General features: G+C 65.9%; 14 protein-coding genes and 2 tRNA genes. 12 read left to right on the top strand and 4 right to left on the bottom strand.

Translation table 11 applies throughout. The annotated features are described in order from the left end of the window. The 7 genes from recF to E3O48_RS15790 all read left to right on the top strand — a co-directional run bounded on the left by recF (position 1) and on the right by E3O48_RS15790 (position 7060). Complete coding sequence (recF, locus tag E3O48_RS15820; RefSeq protein ID WP_134540334.1) at positions 1–1203, top strand: DNA replication/repair protein RecF; 1203 nt, start codon at positions 1–3, stop codon at positions 1201–1203. Beyond that, a complete protein-coding gene (locus E3O48_RS15815) occupies positions 1196–1684 on the top strand; it encodes a DUF721 domain-containing protein (RefSeq protein ID WP_134507571.1) in 489 nt (162 codons plus the stop codon). Before recF ends, E3O48_RS15815 begins: the two co-directional genes overlap by 8 nt. A 122-nt stretch (positions 1685–1806) precedes the next feature. After that, positions 1807–3783, top strand: coding sequence for a DNA topoisomerase (ATP-hydrolyzing) subunit B (gyrB, locus tag E3O48_RS15810; RefSeq protein WP_134507570.1), 1977 nt, complete (start codon positions 1807–1809; stop codon positions 3781–3783). Positions 3784–3844: 61 nt separating this feature from the next. Continuing rightward, on the top strand, positions 3845–6394 hold the full coding sequence (gene gyrA, locus E3O48_RS15805; protein ID WP_241982583.1) for a DNA gyrase subunit A: 2550 nt from the start codon (positions 3845–3847) through the stop codon (positions 6392–6394). Continuing rightward, positions 6387–6794 carry a DUF3566 domain-containing protein gene (locus E3O48_RS15800; protein ID WP_134507568.1) on the top strand — a complete coding sequence of 136 codons (408 nt, stop codon included), beginning with the start codon at positions 6387–6389 and terminating at the stop codon, positions 6792–6794. Before gyrA ends, E3O48_RS15800 begins: the two co-directional genes overlap by 8 nt. A gap of 83 nt (positions 6795–6877) precedes the next feature. Further along, positions 6878–6951 (top strand) — tRNA-Ile (locus E3O48_RS15795). Between the two features lie 36 nt (positions 6952–6987). Next, positions 6988–7060, top strand: a tRNA-Ala gene (locus E3O48_RS15790). Between the two features lie 630 nt (positions 7061–7690). Here the strand turns inward: E3O48_RS15790 and E3O48_RS15785 are convergent. Further along, the gene (locus tag E3O48_RS15785) at positions 7691–9649 is read right to left on the bottom strand and encodes a DUF222 domain-containing protein (RefSeq protein WP_134540328.1); all 1959 of its coding nucleotides are present in this window, start codon (positions 9647–9649) and stop codon (positions 7691–7693) included. Positions 9650–9821: 172 nt separating this feature from the next. Beyond that, positions 9822–10349, bottom strand: coding sequence for a hypothetical protein (locus tag E3O48_RS15780; RefSeq protein WP_134507594.1), 528 nt, complete (start codon positions 10347–10349; stop codon positions 9822–9824). Between the two features lie 127 nt (positions 10350–10476). Between E3O48_RS15780 and E3O48_RS15775 the strand changes: the two genes are divergently transcribed. Next, positions 10477–11016: a peptidylprolyl isomerase gene (locus tag E3O48_RS15775; protein ID WP_134507595.1), complete on the top strand. Its 540-nt coding sequence runs from the start codon at positions 10477–10479 to the stop codon at positions 11014–11016. Positions 11017–11172: 156 nt separating this feature from the next. Continuing rightward, on the top strand, positions 11173–11862 hold the full coding sequence (locus tag E3O48_RS15770; RefSeq protein WP_241974622.1) for a rhomboid family intramembrane serine protease: 690 nt from the start codon (positions 11173–11175) through the stop codon (positions 11860–11862). Positions 11863–11943: 81 nt separating this feature from the next. Here E3O48_RS15770 and E3O48_RS15765 read toward each other — a convergent pair whose 3' ends face one another. Further along, on the bottom strand, positions 11944–12189 hold the full coding sequence (locus E3O48_RS15765; RefSeq protein WP_134507597.1) for a cell division protein CrgA: 246 nt from the start codon (positions 12187–12189) through the stop codon (positions 11944–11946). An 83-nt stretch (positions 12190–12272) separates the two neighbouring features. Between E3O48_RS15765 and E3O48_RS15760 the strand changes: the two genes are divergently transcribed. Genes E3O48_RS15760 through E3O48_RS15755 form a run of 3 tightly spaced genes read left to right on the top strand, consistent with a single transcriptional unit; the run spans position 12273 to position 13887 of the window. Further along, positions 12273–13082, top strand: coding sequence for a class E sortase (locus E3O48_RS15760; protein ID WP_134540325.1), 810 nt, complete (start codon positions 12273–12275; stop codon positions 13080–13082). An 8-nt stretch (positions 13083–13090) separates the two neighbouring features. Next, on the top strand, positions 13091–13252 hold the full coding sequence (locus E3O48_RS17705; RefSeq protein WP_166788730.1) for a hypothetical protein: 162 nt from the start codon (positions 13091–13093) through the stop codon (positions 13250–13252). Continuing rightward, positions 13249–13887: an aminodeoxychorismate/anthranilate synthase component II gene (locus tag E3O48_RS15755; RefSeq protein ID WP_134540322.1), complete on the top strand. Its 639-nt coding sequence runs from the start codon at positions 13249–13251 to the stop codon at positions 13885–13887. The genes E3O48_RS17705 and E3O48_RS15755 overlap by 4 nt, the downstream gene beginning before the upstream one ends. Before the next feature lie 37 nt (positions 13888–13924). Here the strand turns inward: E3O48_RS15755 and pknB are convergent, their stop codons facing one another. Further along, the gene (pknB, locus tag E3O48_RS15750; RefSeq protein ID WP_241982577.1) at positions 13925–15556 is read right to left on the bottom strand and encodes a Stk1 family PASTA domain-containing Ser/Thr kinase; all 1632 of its coding nucleotides are present in this window, start codon (positions 15554–15556) and stop codon (positions 13925–13927) included.

The raw sequence follows: 15556 nt of genomic DNA, 5'->3' as shown, positions 1-15556 counted from the left end.
GTGCGGGTCACTCACCTCTCACTCACCGATTTCCGCAATTACGCGGCAGTCGAGGTTCCCTTTGAACCGGGGCCGAACCTCATCGTGGGGCGAAACGGTCAGGGCAAGACCAACCTGGTTGAGGCTCTCGGGTTTCTCAGCACGCTCAGCTCGCACCGGGTGTCGACCACCTCCGCGATGATCAGGGCGGGCCAGGACGCCGGGATCATCCGGGCCAGGCTCGAATACAACGGACGTGACCTGCTCACCGAGGTGCAGATCAACCGCTCAGGGTTGAACCGGGCCCAGGTCAATCGTTCGGTGATCAAGACCCGTGACCTTCCCCGATATTTCTCGAGCGTCCTGTTCGCCCCCGAAGACATGGCGCTGGTGCGGGGCGACCCGTCGGGCCGGCGCCGTTTTCTGGACCAGCTCCTCGTGTTGCGCACTCCCCGGCTCGCCGGGGTCCTCGCCGATTACGACCGTGTGCTGCGTCAGCGCAACACCCTGTTGAAATCCGCCCGCGCGTCCGGTCTCCGCACAACCCAGCTGGGAACACTGGAAATCTGGGACGACCGGCTTGTCGAATTGGGTTCGGAGATCATCGACGAGCGCGCCGAACTCGTGAGCCAGCTCGGCGATCCGCTGCGCGCGGCGTACGAAGCCGTCGCCGGGGAGGACCACGGACCGCAGCTGCTCAGTTCGCTGAGCATCATGGGAGCGGATGAGGAGAATTCCGCATCGGTCGAGCCGCGTGCGGTGCTCGAGACTGTCGAGACCATTGTGGGCATCGGGGTCACGGCAAGCTCGACCGGCGGGGCCGGGTCGACGACAGACCTGTTCCGGGCCGCGCTGGCCGGCTTGCGGCGAAAGGAACTCGACCGCGGAATGACCCTGGTCGGACCGCACCGCGACGACCTGGTCTTCATGCTCAACCAGCTCCCCGCGAAGGGGTATGCCAGCCACGGGGAATCCTGGTCGTTCGCCCTCGCCCTCAAACTCGCGTCGGCCGAACTGCTCCGCCGGGATTCCGCCAGTGGCGACCCCGTGCTGATCCTCGACGACGTCTTCGCCGAACTCGACCTTTCCCGGCGACGGCGGCTGGCGGCGGCGGTCACCGGATTCCAGCAGGTGCTGATCACTGCGGCCGTGCTCGAGGATGTGCCCGAGGAACTCACCGCGCACACGATCCACATCAACGCGGGGGCGGTCGTCGATGGCTGAGCCGAGCGAGGCATCCCGGGTCTACCTGCGCTTCAAGGACGTGTTCGGCGACCCGAACGCAAAACGGGTGCGCGCCAGGCGCCGCCCGAGGGATGAGGCCGGGTCGAGCGTTCCGTTCGGCGCGGGTCGCGACCCGCGTGGCATCGGCGACACGATCAACTCGCTGACCCTGCAGCTCGGCTGGAACTCACCGCTGGCCCAGTCGGAGCTCCTTGCCTCGTGGATTGAGCTCGCCGGTGAGGAAACGTCGAAGCACTCCACTCCGGCGGGCATCGAGGACGGTGTCCTCACCGTGCAATGCGAGTCGACGGCGTGGGCCACCCAGCTTCGGATGATGAGGGTCGACATCATGACGCACATCGCCGTGAGGTACCCCGACGCGGGTATCCAGTCGATCCGTTTTCAGGGACCCAACGCCCCCTCCTGGAAAAAGGGTCCCAGATCAATCCCAGGGCGCGGTCCGCGCGATACCTACGGCTAGGGAGACAAATCTGGTCACCCCGGGGAATAAAACGCGTCAGATCGCCGATTTTGGCCCGGGTCCGTGCGCCCGTTTGGTAAGCTAAAGGGTCGCCCGCGCGACGGTCAGGAGCCCAATTACAGATGTCAGTTGAACCACAGATCGAGCCGGAGCACGGATACGGTGCCGACGATATCCAGGTTCTCGAAGGACTTGAAGCCGTTCGCAAACGACCCGGAATGTATATCGGGTCGACCGGACCGCGGGGACTGCATCACCTTGTCTACGAGATTGTGGACAACTCCGTCGACGAGGCTCTTGCCGGGCATTGCGACACCATCGGCATCAAGATCCTGGCCGACGGCGCCGTTCGCGTCGCCGACAATGGGCGCGGCATCCCGGTAGACATCCACAAGGCGGAGGGACGGTCGACCGTCGAGGTCGTGCTGACCGTCCTGCACGCGGGCGGAAAATTCGGCGGCGGCGGTTACTCCGTCTCCGGTGGGCTGCACGGCGTCGGCAGCTCCGTTGTCAACGCGTTGTCTTCCCGCCTCGACGTCGAGGTGCGCCGGCAGGGCCACGTGTGGCGGCAGCGCTTCCACGACGGTGTCCCGGATGCTCCGCTCACCATGGATGAGGCATCCGACGAGACCGGCACCACGATCACGTTCTGGCCCAGCGCGGAAACCTTCGAGACGATCGAATTCGATTTCGAGACCCTGCGGGCCAGATTCCAGCAGATGGCGTTCCTCAACAAGGGCCTGAGCCTGACACTCACCGACGAGCGGCCGGATCACCTCGACGACGAGGGCAATCCCATCCACAAGACCTTCATGTACGAGAAGGGTCTCGTCGACTACGTCGAGTACTTGAACCGTGCCAAGAAGGCCGACCTGGTCAATGAGGAGATCATCTCCTTCGAGTGGGAAGACCACGAACGCAAGATGGCCCTCGAAGTGGCCATGCAGTGGACCACCGCGTACACCGAAAGCGTGCACACCTACGCGAACACGATCAACACCCACGAGGGCGGAACCCACGAAGAGGGCTTCCGCGCCGCGCTGACCACCCTGGTCAACAAATACGCCAGGGAAAAGGGCATCCTGAAGGAAAAGGATGACAACCTCACCGGCGACGACGTGCGCGAGGGACTGACCGCGGTCGTGTCGATCAAGCTCGCCGAACCGCAGTTCGAAGGCCAGACGAAGACTAAACTCGGCAACACTGAGGCGAAGTCGTTCGTGCAGAAGGTCGCCAACGATCAGCTCTCCGACTGGTTCAACCGCAACCCGAACCCGGCGCGGGAGATCATCCGCAAGGCGCTGCAGGCGTCGAACGCCCGGATGGCCGCTCGCAAGGCGCGGGAAACCGCACGCCGAAAGGGTCTCCTCGAGGGTGGCGGAATGCCCGGCAAACTCAAGGACTGCCAGAGCAAGGACCCGTCGATCTCCGAGATCTTCATCGTCGAGGGTGACTCGGCCGGCGGCTCCGCCGTGCAGGGCCGCAACCCCGAGACGCAGGCGATCCTCCCGCTGCGCGGCAAGATCCTCAACGTCGAGAAGGCGCGGCTGGACCGTGCCCTCGGCAACAACGAGGTTCAGGCGATGATCACCGCGTTCGGCGCCGGCATCGGCGAGGAATTCAACCCGGACAAGGTCAGATATCACAAGATCGTGCTGATGGCCGACGCCGACGTCGACGGCCAGCACATCACGACCCTGCTGCTGACCCTGCTGTTCCGGTACATGCGCCCGCTGATCGACCTCGGCTACGTGTACCTCGCCCAGCCGCCGCTGTACCGCCTCAAGTGGGCGAACTCGGCGCATGAGTACGTGTATTCCGACAAGGAACGCGACGCTCTTCTCGCCGACGGCGCCGCCGCCGGCAAGCGGATCCCGAAGGACAACGGCATCCAGCGGTACAAGGGCCTCGGCGAGATGGACTACAAGGAATTGTGGGAAACCACAATGGCCCCTGAGTCCCGCACACTGCTGCAGGTCACGCTCGACGACGCGGCCGCCGCCGACGAGATCTTCTCCACCCTGATGGGCGAGGACGTCGAGTCCCGTCGAAACTTCATCCAAAAGAACGCGAAGGACGTGCGTTTCCTTGACATCTGACGACACCACCAACGACGGCACCACCGGCGAGGAGACCTCTGCGGCGAGCAGCGGGGACAGCCTGGTCGCGGCGGCGGATGCCGCCGCCGCCGCCAGGAACCTCGTGCAGCACGGCCGGATCGACCAGGTCGACCTCCAGCTGGAGATGCAGCGTTCCTATCTCGACTACGCGATGAGCGTCATCGTCGGGCGCGCCCTGCCCGACGTGCGTGACGGCATGAAACCGGTGCACCGCCGGGTGATCTACGCCATGTTCGACGGCGGATACCGCCCCGACAAGGCGTTCTCCAAGTGCGCCCGTGTCGTCGGCGACGTGATGGGCCAGTTCCATCCGCACGGTGACTCGTCGATCTATGACGCCCTCGTGCGTCTCGTTCAGCCGTGGAGTCTCCGCTACCCGCTCGCCCTCGGCCAGGGAAACTTCGGTTCCCCGGGCAATGACGGCGCCGCCGCCCCGCGGTACACCGAGACGAAGATGGCACCGCTGGCCCTCGAAATGGTGCGCGACATCGACGAAGACACCGTCGATTTCCAGGACAACTACGACGGCCGCACGCTCGAACCGACCGTGCTGCCCGCCCGGTTCCCGAACCTGCTGGTGAACGGGTCGGTCGGCATCGCCGTCGGCATGGCCACCAACATCCCCCCGCACAACCTGCGCGAGGTGGCCGCCGGCGCCCTCTGGTACCTCGAGAACCCCGACGCGAACCGGGATGAGCTGCTCGAAGCGCTCATCCAGCGGATCAAGGGCCCGGACTTCCCGACCGGCGCGCAGATCCTCGGGATCAAGGGCATCCAGGACGCCTACCGAACGGGCCGCGGCTCGATCACCATGCGGGCCGTGGTCAGCATCGAGGAACTCCAGGGCCGTACCTGCCTCGTGATCACCGAACTGCCGTACCAGGTCAACCCGGACAACCTGGCGATCAAGATCGCCGACCTCGTCAAGGACGGCAAGATCGCCGGCATCGCAGACATCCGCGACGAGACGTCCGGCCGCACCGGCCAGCGCCTCGTGATCGTGCTCAAGCGCGACGCGGTAGCCAAGGTCGTACTCAACAACCTCTACAAGCACACCCCGCTCCAGGAGAACTTCGGCGCGAACATGCTCGCGATCGTCGACGGTGTGCCGCGCACGCTGTCGCTCGATGGTTTCATCGCCGCGTGGGTTGCCCACCAGGTCGAGGTCATCGTTCGGCGCACCCAGTTCCGACTGAACAAGGCCGAAGCGGATGCGCACATCCTCCGCGGCTACCTCAAGGCCCTTGACGCCCTCGATGAGGTGATCGCCCTCATCCGTCGCTCCCCGACGGTCGACGACGCCCGCACCGGTCTGATGGACCTGCTCGACGTGGACAAGCTCCAGGCCGACGCGATTCTGACCATGCAGCTGCGCCGTCTGGCCGCCCTTGAGCGTCAGAAGATCATCGACCAGGCCGCCGAGCTCGAACTGCAGATCGTCGAATTCAAGTCGATCCTGGCCAGCCCGGAGCGCCAGCGCACGATCATCAGCGAGGAGCTGACCGAGATCACCGACAAGTTCGGCGATGTGCGGCGCACCGAGATCATGTTCGGGTTCGACGGGGACATGTCGGTCGAAGACCTCATCCCCGAGGAGGAGATGGTGGTCACGGTCACCCGCGGCGGCTACATCAAGCGCACCCGCAGCGACAACTACCGCAACCAGCACCGAGGCGGCAAGGGCGTCAAGGGTGCGCAGCTGCGCGCCGATGACGTGGTCGAGCACTTCTTCGTCACCACCACGCACCACTGGTTGTTGTTCTTCACGAACACAGGCCGGGTCTACCGGGCCAAGGCCTACGAGGCGCAGGAATCCGGCCGCGACGCGAAGGGCCAGCACGTGGCCAACCTGCTCGCACTGCAGCCCGGTGAGGAGATCGCGCAGATCCTCGACATCCGCGACTATGGGGTTGCCCAGTATCTCACCCTGGCCACCAGGGACGGTCTGATCAAGAAGACCGCGCTGAGCGAATACGACACGAACCGCACCGGCGGGATCATCGCGATCAAGCTCCGTGAGGGCGACGAACTCGTCTCCGCGCTGCTCGTCGAAGAGGACTCCGACCTGCTGCTCGTCTCCCGAAAGGGCATGTCCATCCGGTTCACGGCCTCGGACGAGGCGTTGCGCCCGATGGGTCGCAGCACCTCCGGCGTGATCGGCATGCACTTCAGAGGTGAGGACAAGCTGCTCGACGCCTCCGTCGTCTCGGACGATGGCTACGTGTTCGTGGTCACCGAGGGTGGATACGCAAAACGCACCGCCGCCGACCAGTACCGCCTGCAGAACCGCGGCGGCCTGGGCATCAAGGTCGCCAAGTTGAACGACGACCGCGGCGACCTGGTCGGCTCCCTCATCGTCGACGAGGAGGACGAGGTCCTTGTGGTTCTTGCCAGCGGCAAGGTGGTACGCTCTGACGTCGCCGAAGTCCCGGCCAAGGGGCGGGACACGATGGGCGTTGTCTTCGCTAAGTTTGCGGATGAAGACAGGATCATTGCCATAGCGAAGAACACCGAGCGCAATCTGGTGGCCGAGATCGAAGCGGCTGAACCGGACGGCGACTCGGGGAAGGAAGAGCCCGTAAATGAGTAGTGTCGCAGAAAAGCTCGCCAAGAAGTCCGGCCGGAGGCCGAGCACGGGCAAGCAGGTTCGCCTCAAGCTGGTCTATATCGACTTCTGGTCGGCCGTGAAGCTGTCGTTCCTGATCGCGCTGTGCCTGGGAATCGTGACCATCGTGGCGACGTTCCTGGTCTTCACCGTGCTGAACGGGACCGGGATCTTCGAGAAGGTCGACGCCCTGTACGCCGACATCGCCGGCTCGTCGGCGGATCTCGCCAGCATCCTGTCGATCGGCAACGTCATGGGCTTCGCCGTGGTCGTGGCGATTCTGAACACGGTCGTCATTACGGCTCTCGGTGCCGTTTATGCAGTGCTCTACAACTTGAGCGTGAAGATCACCGGCGGTTTGCTGGTCGGTTTCACCAACAACTAGCGTCAACCGCTCCCAATCGGGCCGATTCTCGGCCCGATTGGGAGAAACCGGCCAGATCCGGTAGTCTCAAATCTGCCCAATAGGGGGATATAGCTCAGTTGGTTAGAGCGCTTCGCTGATAACGAAGAGGTCCCAGGTTCAAATCCCGGTATCCCCACGCAGCACCGCAACACACACGTCCCCGTGATCATGCGGGGCCATAGCTCAATTGGTAGAGCGCCTGCTTTGCAAGCAGGAGGTCCGGGGTTCGATTCCCCGTGGCTCCACAAGTGAAGAACGCCCGTCCCCGCATCCCGGGACGGGCGTTTTTCATTTGAGAGACCACTGATTCAATAGACCACTGCGAATCGAACGTGCGGTGAGCGACGCAGCAGCGAACGGAGGGTCTCCCCCTTGCTCCACAGTCAAGAACGCCCGTCCCCGCGGTTTGGGAACGGGGGAGTCTCGACTCAGACCCCTGATCCCCGGCGCAGGGTCTCGGCGCAGGGTCTTCCGAGTGTTCTCCGCGGTTGCCGCCGCACATTCCGGACAATCGTCCAGTCCCAAACACTCTGAACTCGACGAGCCGGTGCCCTTTCGCGGCATCAGGAGGCGATTGCGGGCACCGGACGGGTGCCCGCCCATGTGGTGACCCCGACACCCCTGTAGTCGACCGAGTGGCACCCTGGCGCCTGTTGCCGGTGGTCGAGTCCGTCGAGACCCCATCCCCTTTCGGTAGTCGAGCCCTGCCGGTGGTCGAGCGTGTGGAGACCAGGCGCCATGATCTCGGCAGTTCAATCACCGATCATCGCGCCCGTCGAGACCGTGGTGCCCTGATTTCGGCGATCTCACCCGTGGGCGTCACTGCCGGTCTGGCCCCGGTGAACCGGCAGGTCTGGCCCGGCTGAACCGGCCGGTCAATCCGTGTCCCGGTCGATGGTCGGCGTGCCCTGGTCGAGTTGGCGGTGGGTCTTGCTGGGGAGAGGGATGAGCGTCTGTTTCGGGTCGACGGACGCTGGTGGTTTCAGCCAGTACTGGTCCCCGCCCCGGAGGATGACCCAGCCCGTGTTGTGGAGGAGCAGGTGGTGGGGGTGGCAGAGGCAGACTCCGTCGGCGAGGTCGGTGTAGCCGTGTTCGAGGAGCCATTGTTTGAGGTGGTGGGCTTCGGTCCAGGCTGGTGGCCGGTCGCAGTCGGGCCAGACGCAGCCGCCGTCGCGGGCGCCCATGGCGGTGCGTTGGGCCGGGGTGAAGAGGCGTTGTTCCCTGCCGACGTCGATGGGTTGGCCCGTGTTGTCGAAGAGGATTCCGAGGTAGCCGGTGTCGCAGAGTTGTCGTTGGACGGTGGCCAAGGAGATTGGGGCGGGACTGCCCTCGATGGACCCGTGCCCGGTCGCGAGGACCAGGGCCGTCCCCGGTTGTCCCGGCTGAACGGGCTGGCTGGGTTGGCTGGACTGGCTGGACTGGCTCGGTTGGCCCGAGTGACCGGTCTCGGCGGGCTGGCCGGGCTGGCCGGGTTCGCCGGACAAGTCGGGCTGGCCGGGTTGACCGGGTTGGTCGGGTTGGCCGGACATGTCGGGTTGGCTGGGTTGACCGGGTTGAGTGGAGGGGGCTGCAGTGTCAGGTTTGACCGCCGGGATGGGCCGGGAATCTGCTGGCATCTCTGCTGCTCCCGGTGCTTCAGGTGCCTCAGTGAGGTGGGGTGTTGAAGGTGTTGAGATGGATGTGCTTGACGGTGCCTGGGTCGCATTGCGACTGCCACTACCGCTCCCGGTCCCGGTACTGGTGCCGGTGCCGGCACCGGTGTTGGTGTGGGTGGCGTTGGTGAGGTCTTTTTGGGTGACGATGATGCGCACGGCGGGGCGGCGGCCGCCGAGCATCTGGCCGGGGTCGACTTCGCCGGCGATCTTGAGTAGTTGCACGAACGAGTCCGCGGCGATCTGCGCGGTGCTGCGGGGGTCGTCCTGGATGGCCTTGGCCCAGGCTTTGCGCTTTGGGTCGACGAAGCGCACCCCGCCGCGCCTGGGGCTGGTGATCGAGTCGTAGGTGGAGAGCACGAACTCGCCATCTTCGGGGGCGAAGAGCCCGTGCAGGCGGACCATCCCGTTGGCGAGCCGGTAGACCTTGAGGAACCGGTCGTCGTAGGCCTGCTTCTCCCTCGCGGCGATGCCGGCCTGGTCGAGGTCGTCGCGCATCCTTCGGGCGCGGGTGAAGCATTGGTCCGCGTTCAACTGACCGGCTTCGGCGAGCAGCCGGCTGAGGGCGGTGGCGAGTGTGTCGGCGGTGACGGCGGTGTCGATATCGCCCAGGCCCTTGCGGATGGATTCGGCGGCGTCGACGGAGAGGGTCCCGGCGGTCACGGCGCGAGCGATCGGCGCCTGCCACGACCTGGCACCGGCCGGATCGGGCGGGAAACTACCCGGGCCGCCCGGGCCGCCCGAGTCGTCGCCCGCACCACCATCGACACCGGTCCCGTCAGCGCCGGTCCCGCCCGCACCGGTCCCGTCAACACCGGGCGACTCGAGGCCGTCTGCGGCCTGCCGGTCGGCGGCCTCGGCCTGGGCGAGCATCGTGCCGACGGCGACGAGCTTGAATGCTTCGTTCTTGCTTGCGCCGGTGACCTTCTGGATCATCGCCTCCGGGGAGAGGAACCCCTGCTGAGCGGCCAGGCCCGAGTGGCCCAGCTCCGGGCGGGACCGGTCGGCGATGGTCGCGGCCATCCACGCGGCCCGGGTCTCCAGCAACCGGCGTGCGGTGGCGATGTCTTTTTGACCGGCCAGCGCCGCGGCATCCGTCAGGGCCTCGTAGTCGGCGCTGGAGCAGCCCAGGCGGGCGACGGCATCCGCTGCCTGTCTGAGTTGCTCTGCCGGTGAGTCCATGCCACGAAGATACCAAAACACGAACACACATGTGAGGGTTTGTCACTACTTGTGGATAACTTATTCGAAGATTCATTCACGGGTCCCGACAGGCGCGACCAACAGCGGGTGATGACAAGAGGAGGGGCCCGCATCCGATGGATGCGGGCCCCTCCTGAAAAACCTCGGAGGACTAGTCCTCGACGGAGGTGGCTGCTGCGGGCTCGTCTTCGGCGACCCAGAGCTCGTCGTCTGCGCGGAACGTCTGCCAGACGGCGTAGGCGACTCCGAGAGCGGCTGCGAGGCCGACACCGATGGCGATGTAGCTGCCGGCGCTGAGGCCCTTCTTCTCGATGACTACGGGCTTCTGGAACCGCACCCGGTTGATCGCGGCGCGCACGCGCGCGTCACGCGCGACGTCGCCGACGCTCATCACGGTGCCGATCGCGGTGCCCAGGCCAGGGAGGACCTTTTCGACGACCTGATGGCGCACACCCTCGGCGAGTTCCTGCGTGGCGTGCACGCTGGGGCGGAGGATGTTCTCGTAGCTCTCGCGGACCCGAGGAACAACTTCCTCGCGGGTGAGCACCCCGGCCTGGCGGCCGGCCTCGCGCGCAATCGCGTTTGCGCGCTCAAGCACTTCCTGCTGGTGGTTCCACAATTCGTCTGCGCTCTTGCGCAGCCGTGTCAGTTCCTTGCGGCGCTTGCGTGACAGGCTCATCTGGACCCTCCATCGATGTCATGTGGCTAACTCCCTCCATCTTGCCACGCAATCGACTGGGAGGGCTCTGGGTATCCCCTGTTGGGCAGTCAGATTGCGCCAATCCTGCTGTGCAAGAATTGTCTTCATGTCAAAGCACACTGCCGTCGCCACGCTCAATACCACCCTCGGGCCGATCAAGGTCAACCTCTTCGGCAATCACGCGCCGAAGACCGTCAAGAACTTCGTCGGTCTCGCGACCGGCGAGATTGAGTGGAAGCACCCCTCCACCGGTCAGGTTTCGAAGGCTCCCCTGTATGACGGGACCGTCTTTCACCGCATCATCAAGGACTTCATGATCCAGGCCGGCGACCCGCTCGGCCAGGGCACCGGCGGACCGGGCTACCAGTTCGACGATGAAATCAGCCCCGACCTCGACTTCACCCAGCCCTACGTGCTCGCCATGGCGAACGCGGGCATCCAGGGTGGTCGTGGCACCAACGGTTCGCAGTTCTTCATCACCGTCGTTCCGACCACCTGGCTCCAGGGCAAGCACACCATCTTCGGCGCAGTCGAAGACGAGGCCTCCCGCGCGATCGTCGAGAAGCTGGCCACGGTTCCCACCGACGGCCGTGACCGTCCCCTCACCGAGGTCGTCATCGAGAGCGTCACCGTCGAGCAGGTTTAGGCTCCATCACCCATGAGTGACCTGCCCGGTGCCGCCGCTAATTCCTGCTATCGGCATCCGGGCAGGCAGAGCTTCGTGCTCTGCCAACGCTGCGGCCGAACCATCTGCCCCGAATGTCAGACCCAGGCGGCGGTCGGCGTCATCTGCCCCGAATGCATGAAGGAGCAGCGAAAGAACGCCCCTCGCACCAAACCGGCCGTGCTGACCCGGCTCGGCGGAGCGGGCAGCCCCACCGTCACGTACGGCATCATCGGAGTCACGTTCGCCGTCTACGTGCTTCAGTTCCTGCTTGGTGACCGGGTCACGAGCTTCCTGCTCTACGCCGGCGCCTACTCCTACCCGGCCAATTTCGAGCCGTGGCGGATGCTCACCACCGCCCTCGTGCACGGCTCGATCCTGCACGTGGCCCTCAACATGTACACGCTGTGGATCTTCGGCCAAATCCTCGAGGGAATGCTCGGCCGTGGGCGCTACTTCGCTCTATACATCCTCAGCGGCCTAGCCGGCTCCCTGGGCGTGCTCTTCCTGGCCGACCCGGGCATACCGGTGGTTGGAGCCTCCGGGGCCATCTTCGGCCTGATGGGGGCGTTCCTCGTGATCCAGCGCCGACTGGGCGGCAATTCGACCCAGCTGCTGGTCCTGGTCGGCATCAACCTCGTAATCGGCTTCATCCCCGGGCTCGGCATCGCCTGGCAGGCTCATGTCGGCGGTTTGATCGGCGGAGCCGTCATCGGCCTGATCTACGTGCAGACCCGGCGGATCAGGGACCAGCGGCTGCAAACCACGCTGATCGTCGCCTTCGGAGCCCTGCTCGTGGCCCTCAGCTTCGCCAAATTCCTGGCCTAGGTGCCGATTCCGAAGTTATCCACAGGTGTTTCCACATGGGGATAATTACACCGGTGTAATTGCCACCCCTGAAGGGGGTGGTCAGCGCCAGCGGGTCGTCATCAGGAAGCCGACGAAGGCGACCCCGAAGCCGACCAGGATGTTCCACGAACCGAGCGAGGCGACCGGAAGGGTGCCCTGGCTCACGTAGAACACGATGATCCAGGCCAGCCCGATCAGCATGAAGCCGAACATGACCGGTTTGAACCAGACGGCGTTGGGAGCTTCCTCGCCAGAGCGAACGACCTCGGTGCGGGCGGGCTTGGTGCGGGGATTCGTGCGTGCCATGCCTGCGATTCTAGCCTGTATGCCCGATTCCGCCTGCAGGCGGTCCGTCGGCGGCCTGCCGCGCGCCGATTAGAATCGAGACCATGCGCGACCGAGCCGATCTGCCCGCCACGGAGGAGACCCGCCGCGGGCGCCGGCGCCCCCGCCCGCGCGGCCGGACCGGCGTCGCCGGGGTTCTCGGGGAGTTGCTCATCACGGCGGGCGTCCTGGTGCTCCTGTTCCTCGGCTGGCAGCTGTGGTGGAACGACGCCGTCATGGCCGGGTCGCAATCAAGCGCCGCGGCGGAGATCAGCCGCACCTGGATCGAACAGGATCGCCTCGCCCGGGGCCACACGGCCGTGCCGACGCCGGAGCCGACCGGCTACGGCGTTCCGGTGGTGGCAGCGGCGCCGGGACCCGCTGATGCCTTCGCCGTGCTCTACGTGCCGCGTTTCGGCGCCGACTACCACCGTTCGATCGCCGAGGGGATCGGGCTGGACGTGCTCAACAGTCCGCAGCTCGGAATCGGGCACTACCCGGGCACCCAGATGCCCGGTGAGGTGGGCAACTTCGCCGTCGCCGCGCACCGGAGCGCCAACGGCGGCGGCATGCACCTGATCCATCAGTTGCAGCTGGGCGATCCCATCTATGTCCAGACCAGCGACGGTTTCTACACCTACCGATTCCGCGACCTCGAATACGTCTCCCCGGCAACCGTCGAGGTTCTCGACCCTGTGCCGCACCGCCCGGAGGCGTCCGCCGTGGACCGCATCATCACTCTGACGAGCTGCAACCCGTTCTACTCCACCGCCGAGCGCATCATCGCCTACGGTGTGTTCGAGTCCTGGCAGCCCACCTCGGCCGGCGCACCGGCCGAACTCGCCACCATCATCGCCGCCCAGGCACAGGGTTAGGAGACACCGTGTACGCAGCGCTCTGGCGGGTTCTCCCCGGTCCGGTCTGGCTTCGCATCCTGTTCGTGCTCGTCCTGCTGGCCGGCGTGCTCGTCATTCTTTCCACCTGGGTGTTCCCGTGGGTGGACTCGATCGTCAACAACCAGGAAGCCACGGTGGGAAGCCCATGACCCGCATACTCGTCATCGACAACTACGACAGTTTTGTCTACACCCTCAACGGGTACCTGCTGGAGCTGGGAGCCGAGACGGTGGTCCTGCGCAACGACGCGTTCGCGGATGCGGACGCCGCCTCCCGGATCGCCGAATTCGACGGTGTGCTGCTGTCGCCAGGCCCGGGCAAGCCGGCGGACGCCGGAGTATCGATCCCGATCGTGCGGGCGGCGCTGGAGTCCGGACTGCCCCTGTTCGGCGTCTGCCTCGGCCACCAGGCCATTGCGGAGGCCTTCGGTGCCACCGTGACCAACGCCGACGAGCTGATGCACGGTAAGACGAGCCTGATCACCCACGACGACAGCGCCTTCTACGAGGGCGTGCCGCAGCCGTTCACGGCCACCCGGTATCACTCTCTTGCCGTGGTCGACTCGACTGTACCGGACGACCTCGTCGTGTCGTCACGCACCCAGGGCGGCGTGATCATGGGACTCCGGCACGTCTCCGCGCCCATCCTCGGCGTACAGTTCCACCCGGAGTCGGTGCTGACCGAGGGTGGCTACCGGATGCTCGGCAACTGGCTGGCACTGGCCGGCCTGCCGGAGGCCAGGGAGACCGCGAAGGGTCTCACGCCCATGCTCAAGCTGAACTGACCGCTCAGCCGGCGGCCGGCCTGATGCGGAGGTCCGTTCAGCCGGAGCAGTAGGTCAGCGCAACCTCGGACTTCTGCGGAACGTCGCCGGGCGGCAAGGACTGCTTGGTCACGGGCGATCCAGGCTTCGTTGGGCAGCCGGGATCCGGGGTGGGCATCGGCACCAGCTGGACCTCCGCGCCGCCGAGCAGGTCGCTGGCTGCAACCAGGGACTGACCCACCAGGTCGGGCAGGGTGACGAGTCCGCTCGACACGGTGAAGTTGACGGTGACGCCGGTCTTCTCAGCGCTCAGGGCCGGCGGGTCGGTGCTGAGAACCAGGTTCGCGCCGATGCTCGGGGAGTTCTCCTGGGTGACCGAACCTGGAACCAGGCCGAGGGCGGTGATGGCCGCCTGGGCATCCGCGATCGGCATGTTGGCGACATCCGGCACTTCGACCGGCTGGGCGCCCGTGGAGACGTAGACCTTGATCACGTCGGTCGGCTGGGCGATGGTGCCCGCCGGCGGGTCGGTGCGGGTGACCCGGTCCTTGGGGACCGTGGCGCTGGGCTCCTGGGCCATCGTCGCCGCGAGGTCGAGGTCGAGCAACTCGTTCTGGGCCTTGTCGTAGGTCTGCCCGGTGAGCGAGGGCACCTTGCGCGAGTTGTCGGGCAGGTCGCTGCTGGGAGTGAGGCTGAACGCCCAGATCATGACCGAGATGACGATGACGATGACGCTCAGGATGCCGGCCCACACCCAGATGACCGGGGGGCGGCGCTGGGTGCGCACCATGGTCTCGTCCTCGGAGAGCTGCTTGAGCGCGAGCTCGGAGCCGGACGCTGACGTCGGCGGCGCCCCGAACAGTCCGGCCCCGGACTCGTCGAGGGTGCGGCGCACGGGAATCTGGCCGGAGCCGGCGGTCTCGACGTCGTTGCGGAATTCCACCGCGCTCTGGTACCTGGCGAACCGGTCCTTGGCGAGGGCGTGGAGCACGACCGTGTCGAGCGCCGGCGACACCTTGGCGTTGATCGAGCTGGGCTTGACCGGGGTTTCGCTCACGTGCTGGTACGCGACAGCGACGGGGCTGTCACCGCGGAACGGAGCGCGCCCGGCGAGCATCTCGAAGAGGACAACGCCGGTGGAGTACAGGTCGGTGCGGGCATCCACCGACTCTCCCTTGGCCTGCTCGGGAGAGAAATACGATGCGGTTCCGAGGATGGCGGTCGTCTGCGCGACCGTCGTCGACGAGTCCGAGATGGCGCGGGCGATGCCGAAGTCCATCACCTTGACCTGCCCGGTCTTGGTGATCATGATGTTGCCGGGCTTGATGTCGCGGTGCACGACGCCGGCCCGGTGGGAGTACTCGAGTGCGGTCAGGACACCGTCGATGATGCGAACGGCCTCCGCCGGGGCGAGCGGACCCTCGCGGATGATGTCCTTGAGCAGGCGGCCGTCGACGTATTCCATGACGATGAACGGGATCTGCGTTTCGCTGCCGCTCGAGTCGACGACCGTTTCTTCGCCGGCGTCGAAGACGCGGACGATGGTCGGGTGCGCCATCCGGGCGGCGGCCTGCGCCTCCTGGCGGAAACGGGTGCGGAACGCCGGGTCGGCGGCCAGCGACGATTTGAGCAGCTTGACGGCCACGGTGCGGCCGAGCCGGGAGTCGGTGCCGATGTGGACATCGGCCAT

It is taken from the genome of Cryobacterium sp. HLT2-28, assembly GCF_004402495.1.
In the GTDB taxonomy this organism is placed as follows: Bacteria; Actinomycetota; Actinomycetes; order Actinomycetales; family Microbacteriaceae; genus Cryobacterium; species Cryobacterium mannosilyticum.
The sequence above is the reverse complement of the archived record's forward strand: the minus strand, read 5'-3'. Positions and strand labels throughout refer to the sequence as shown.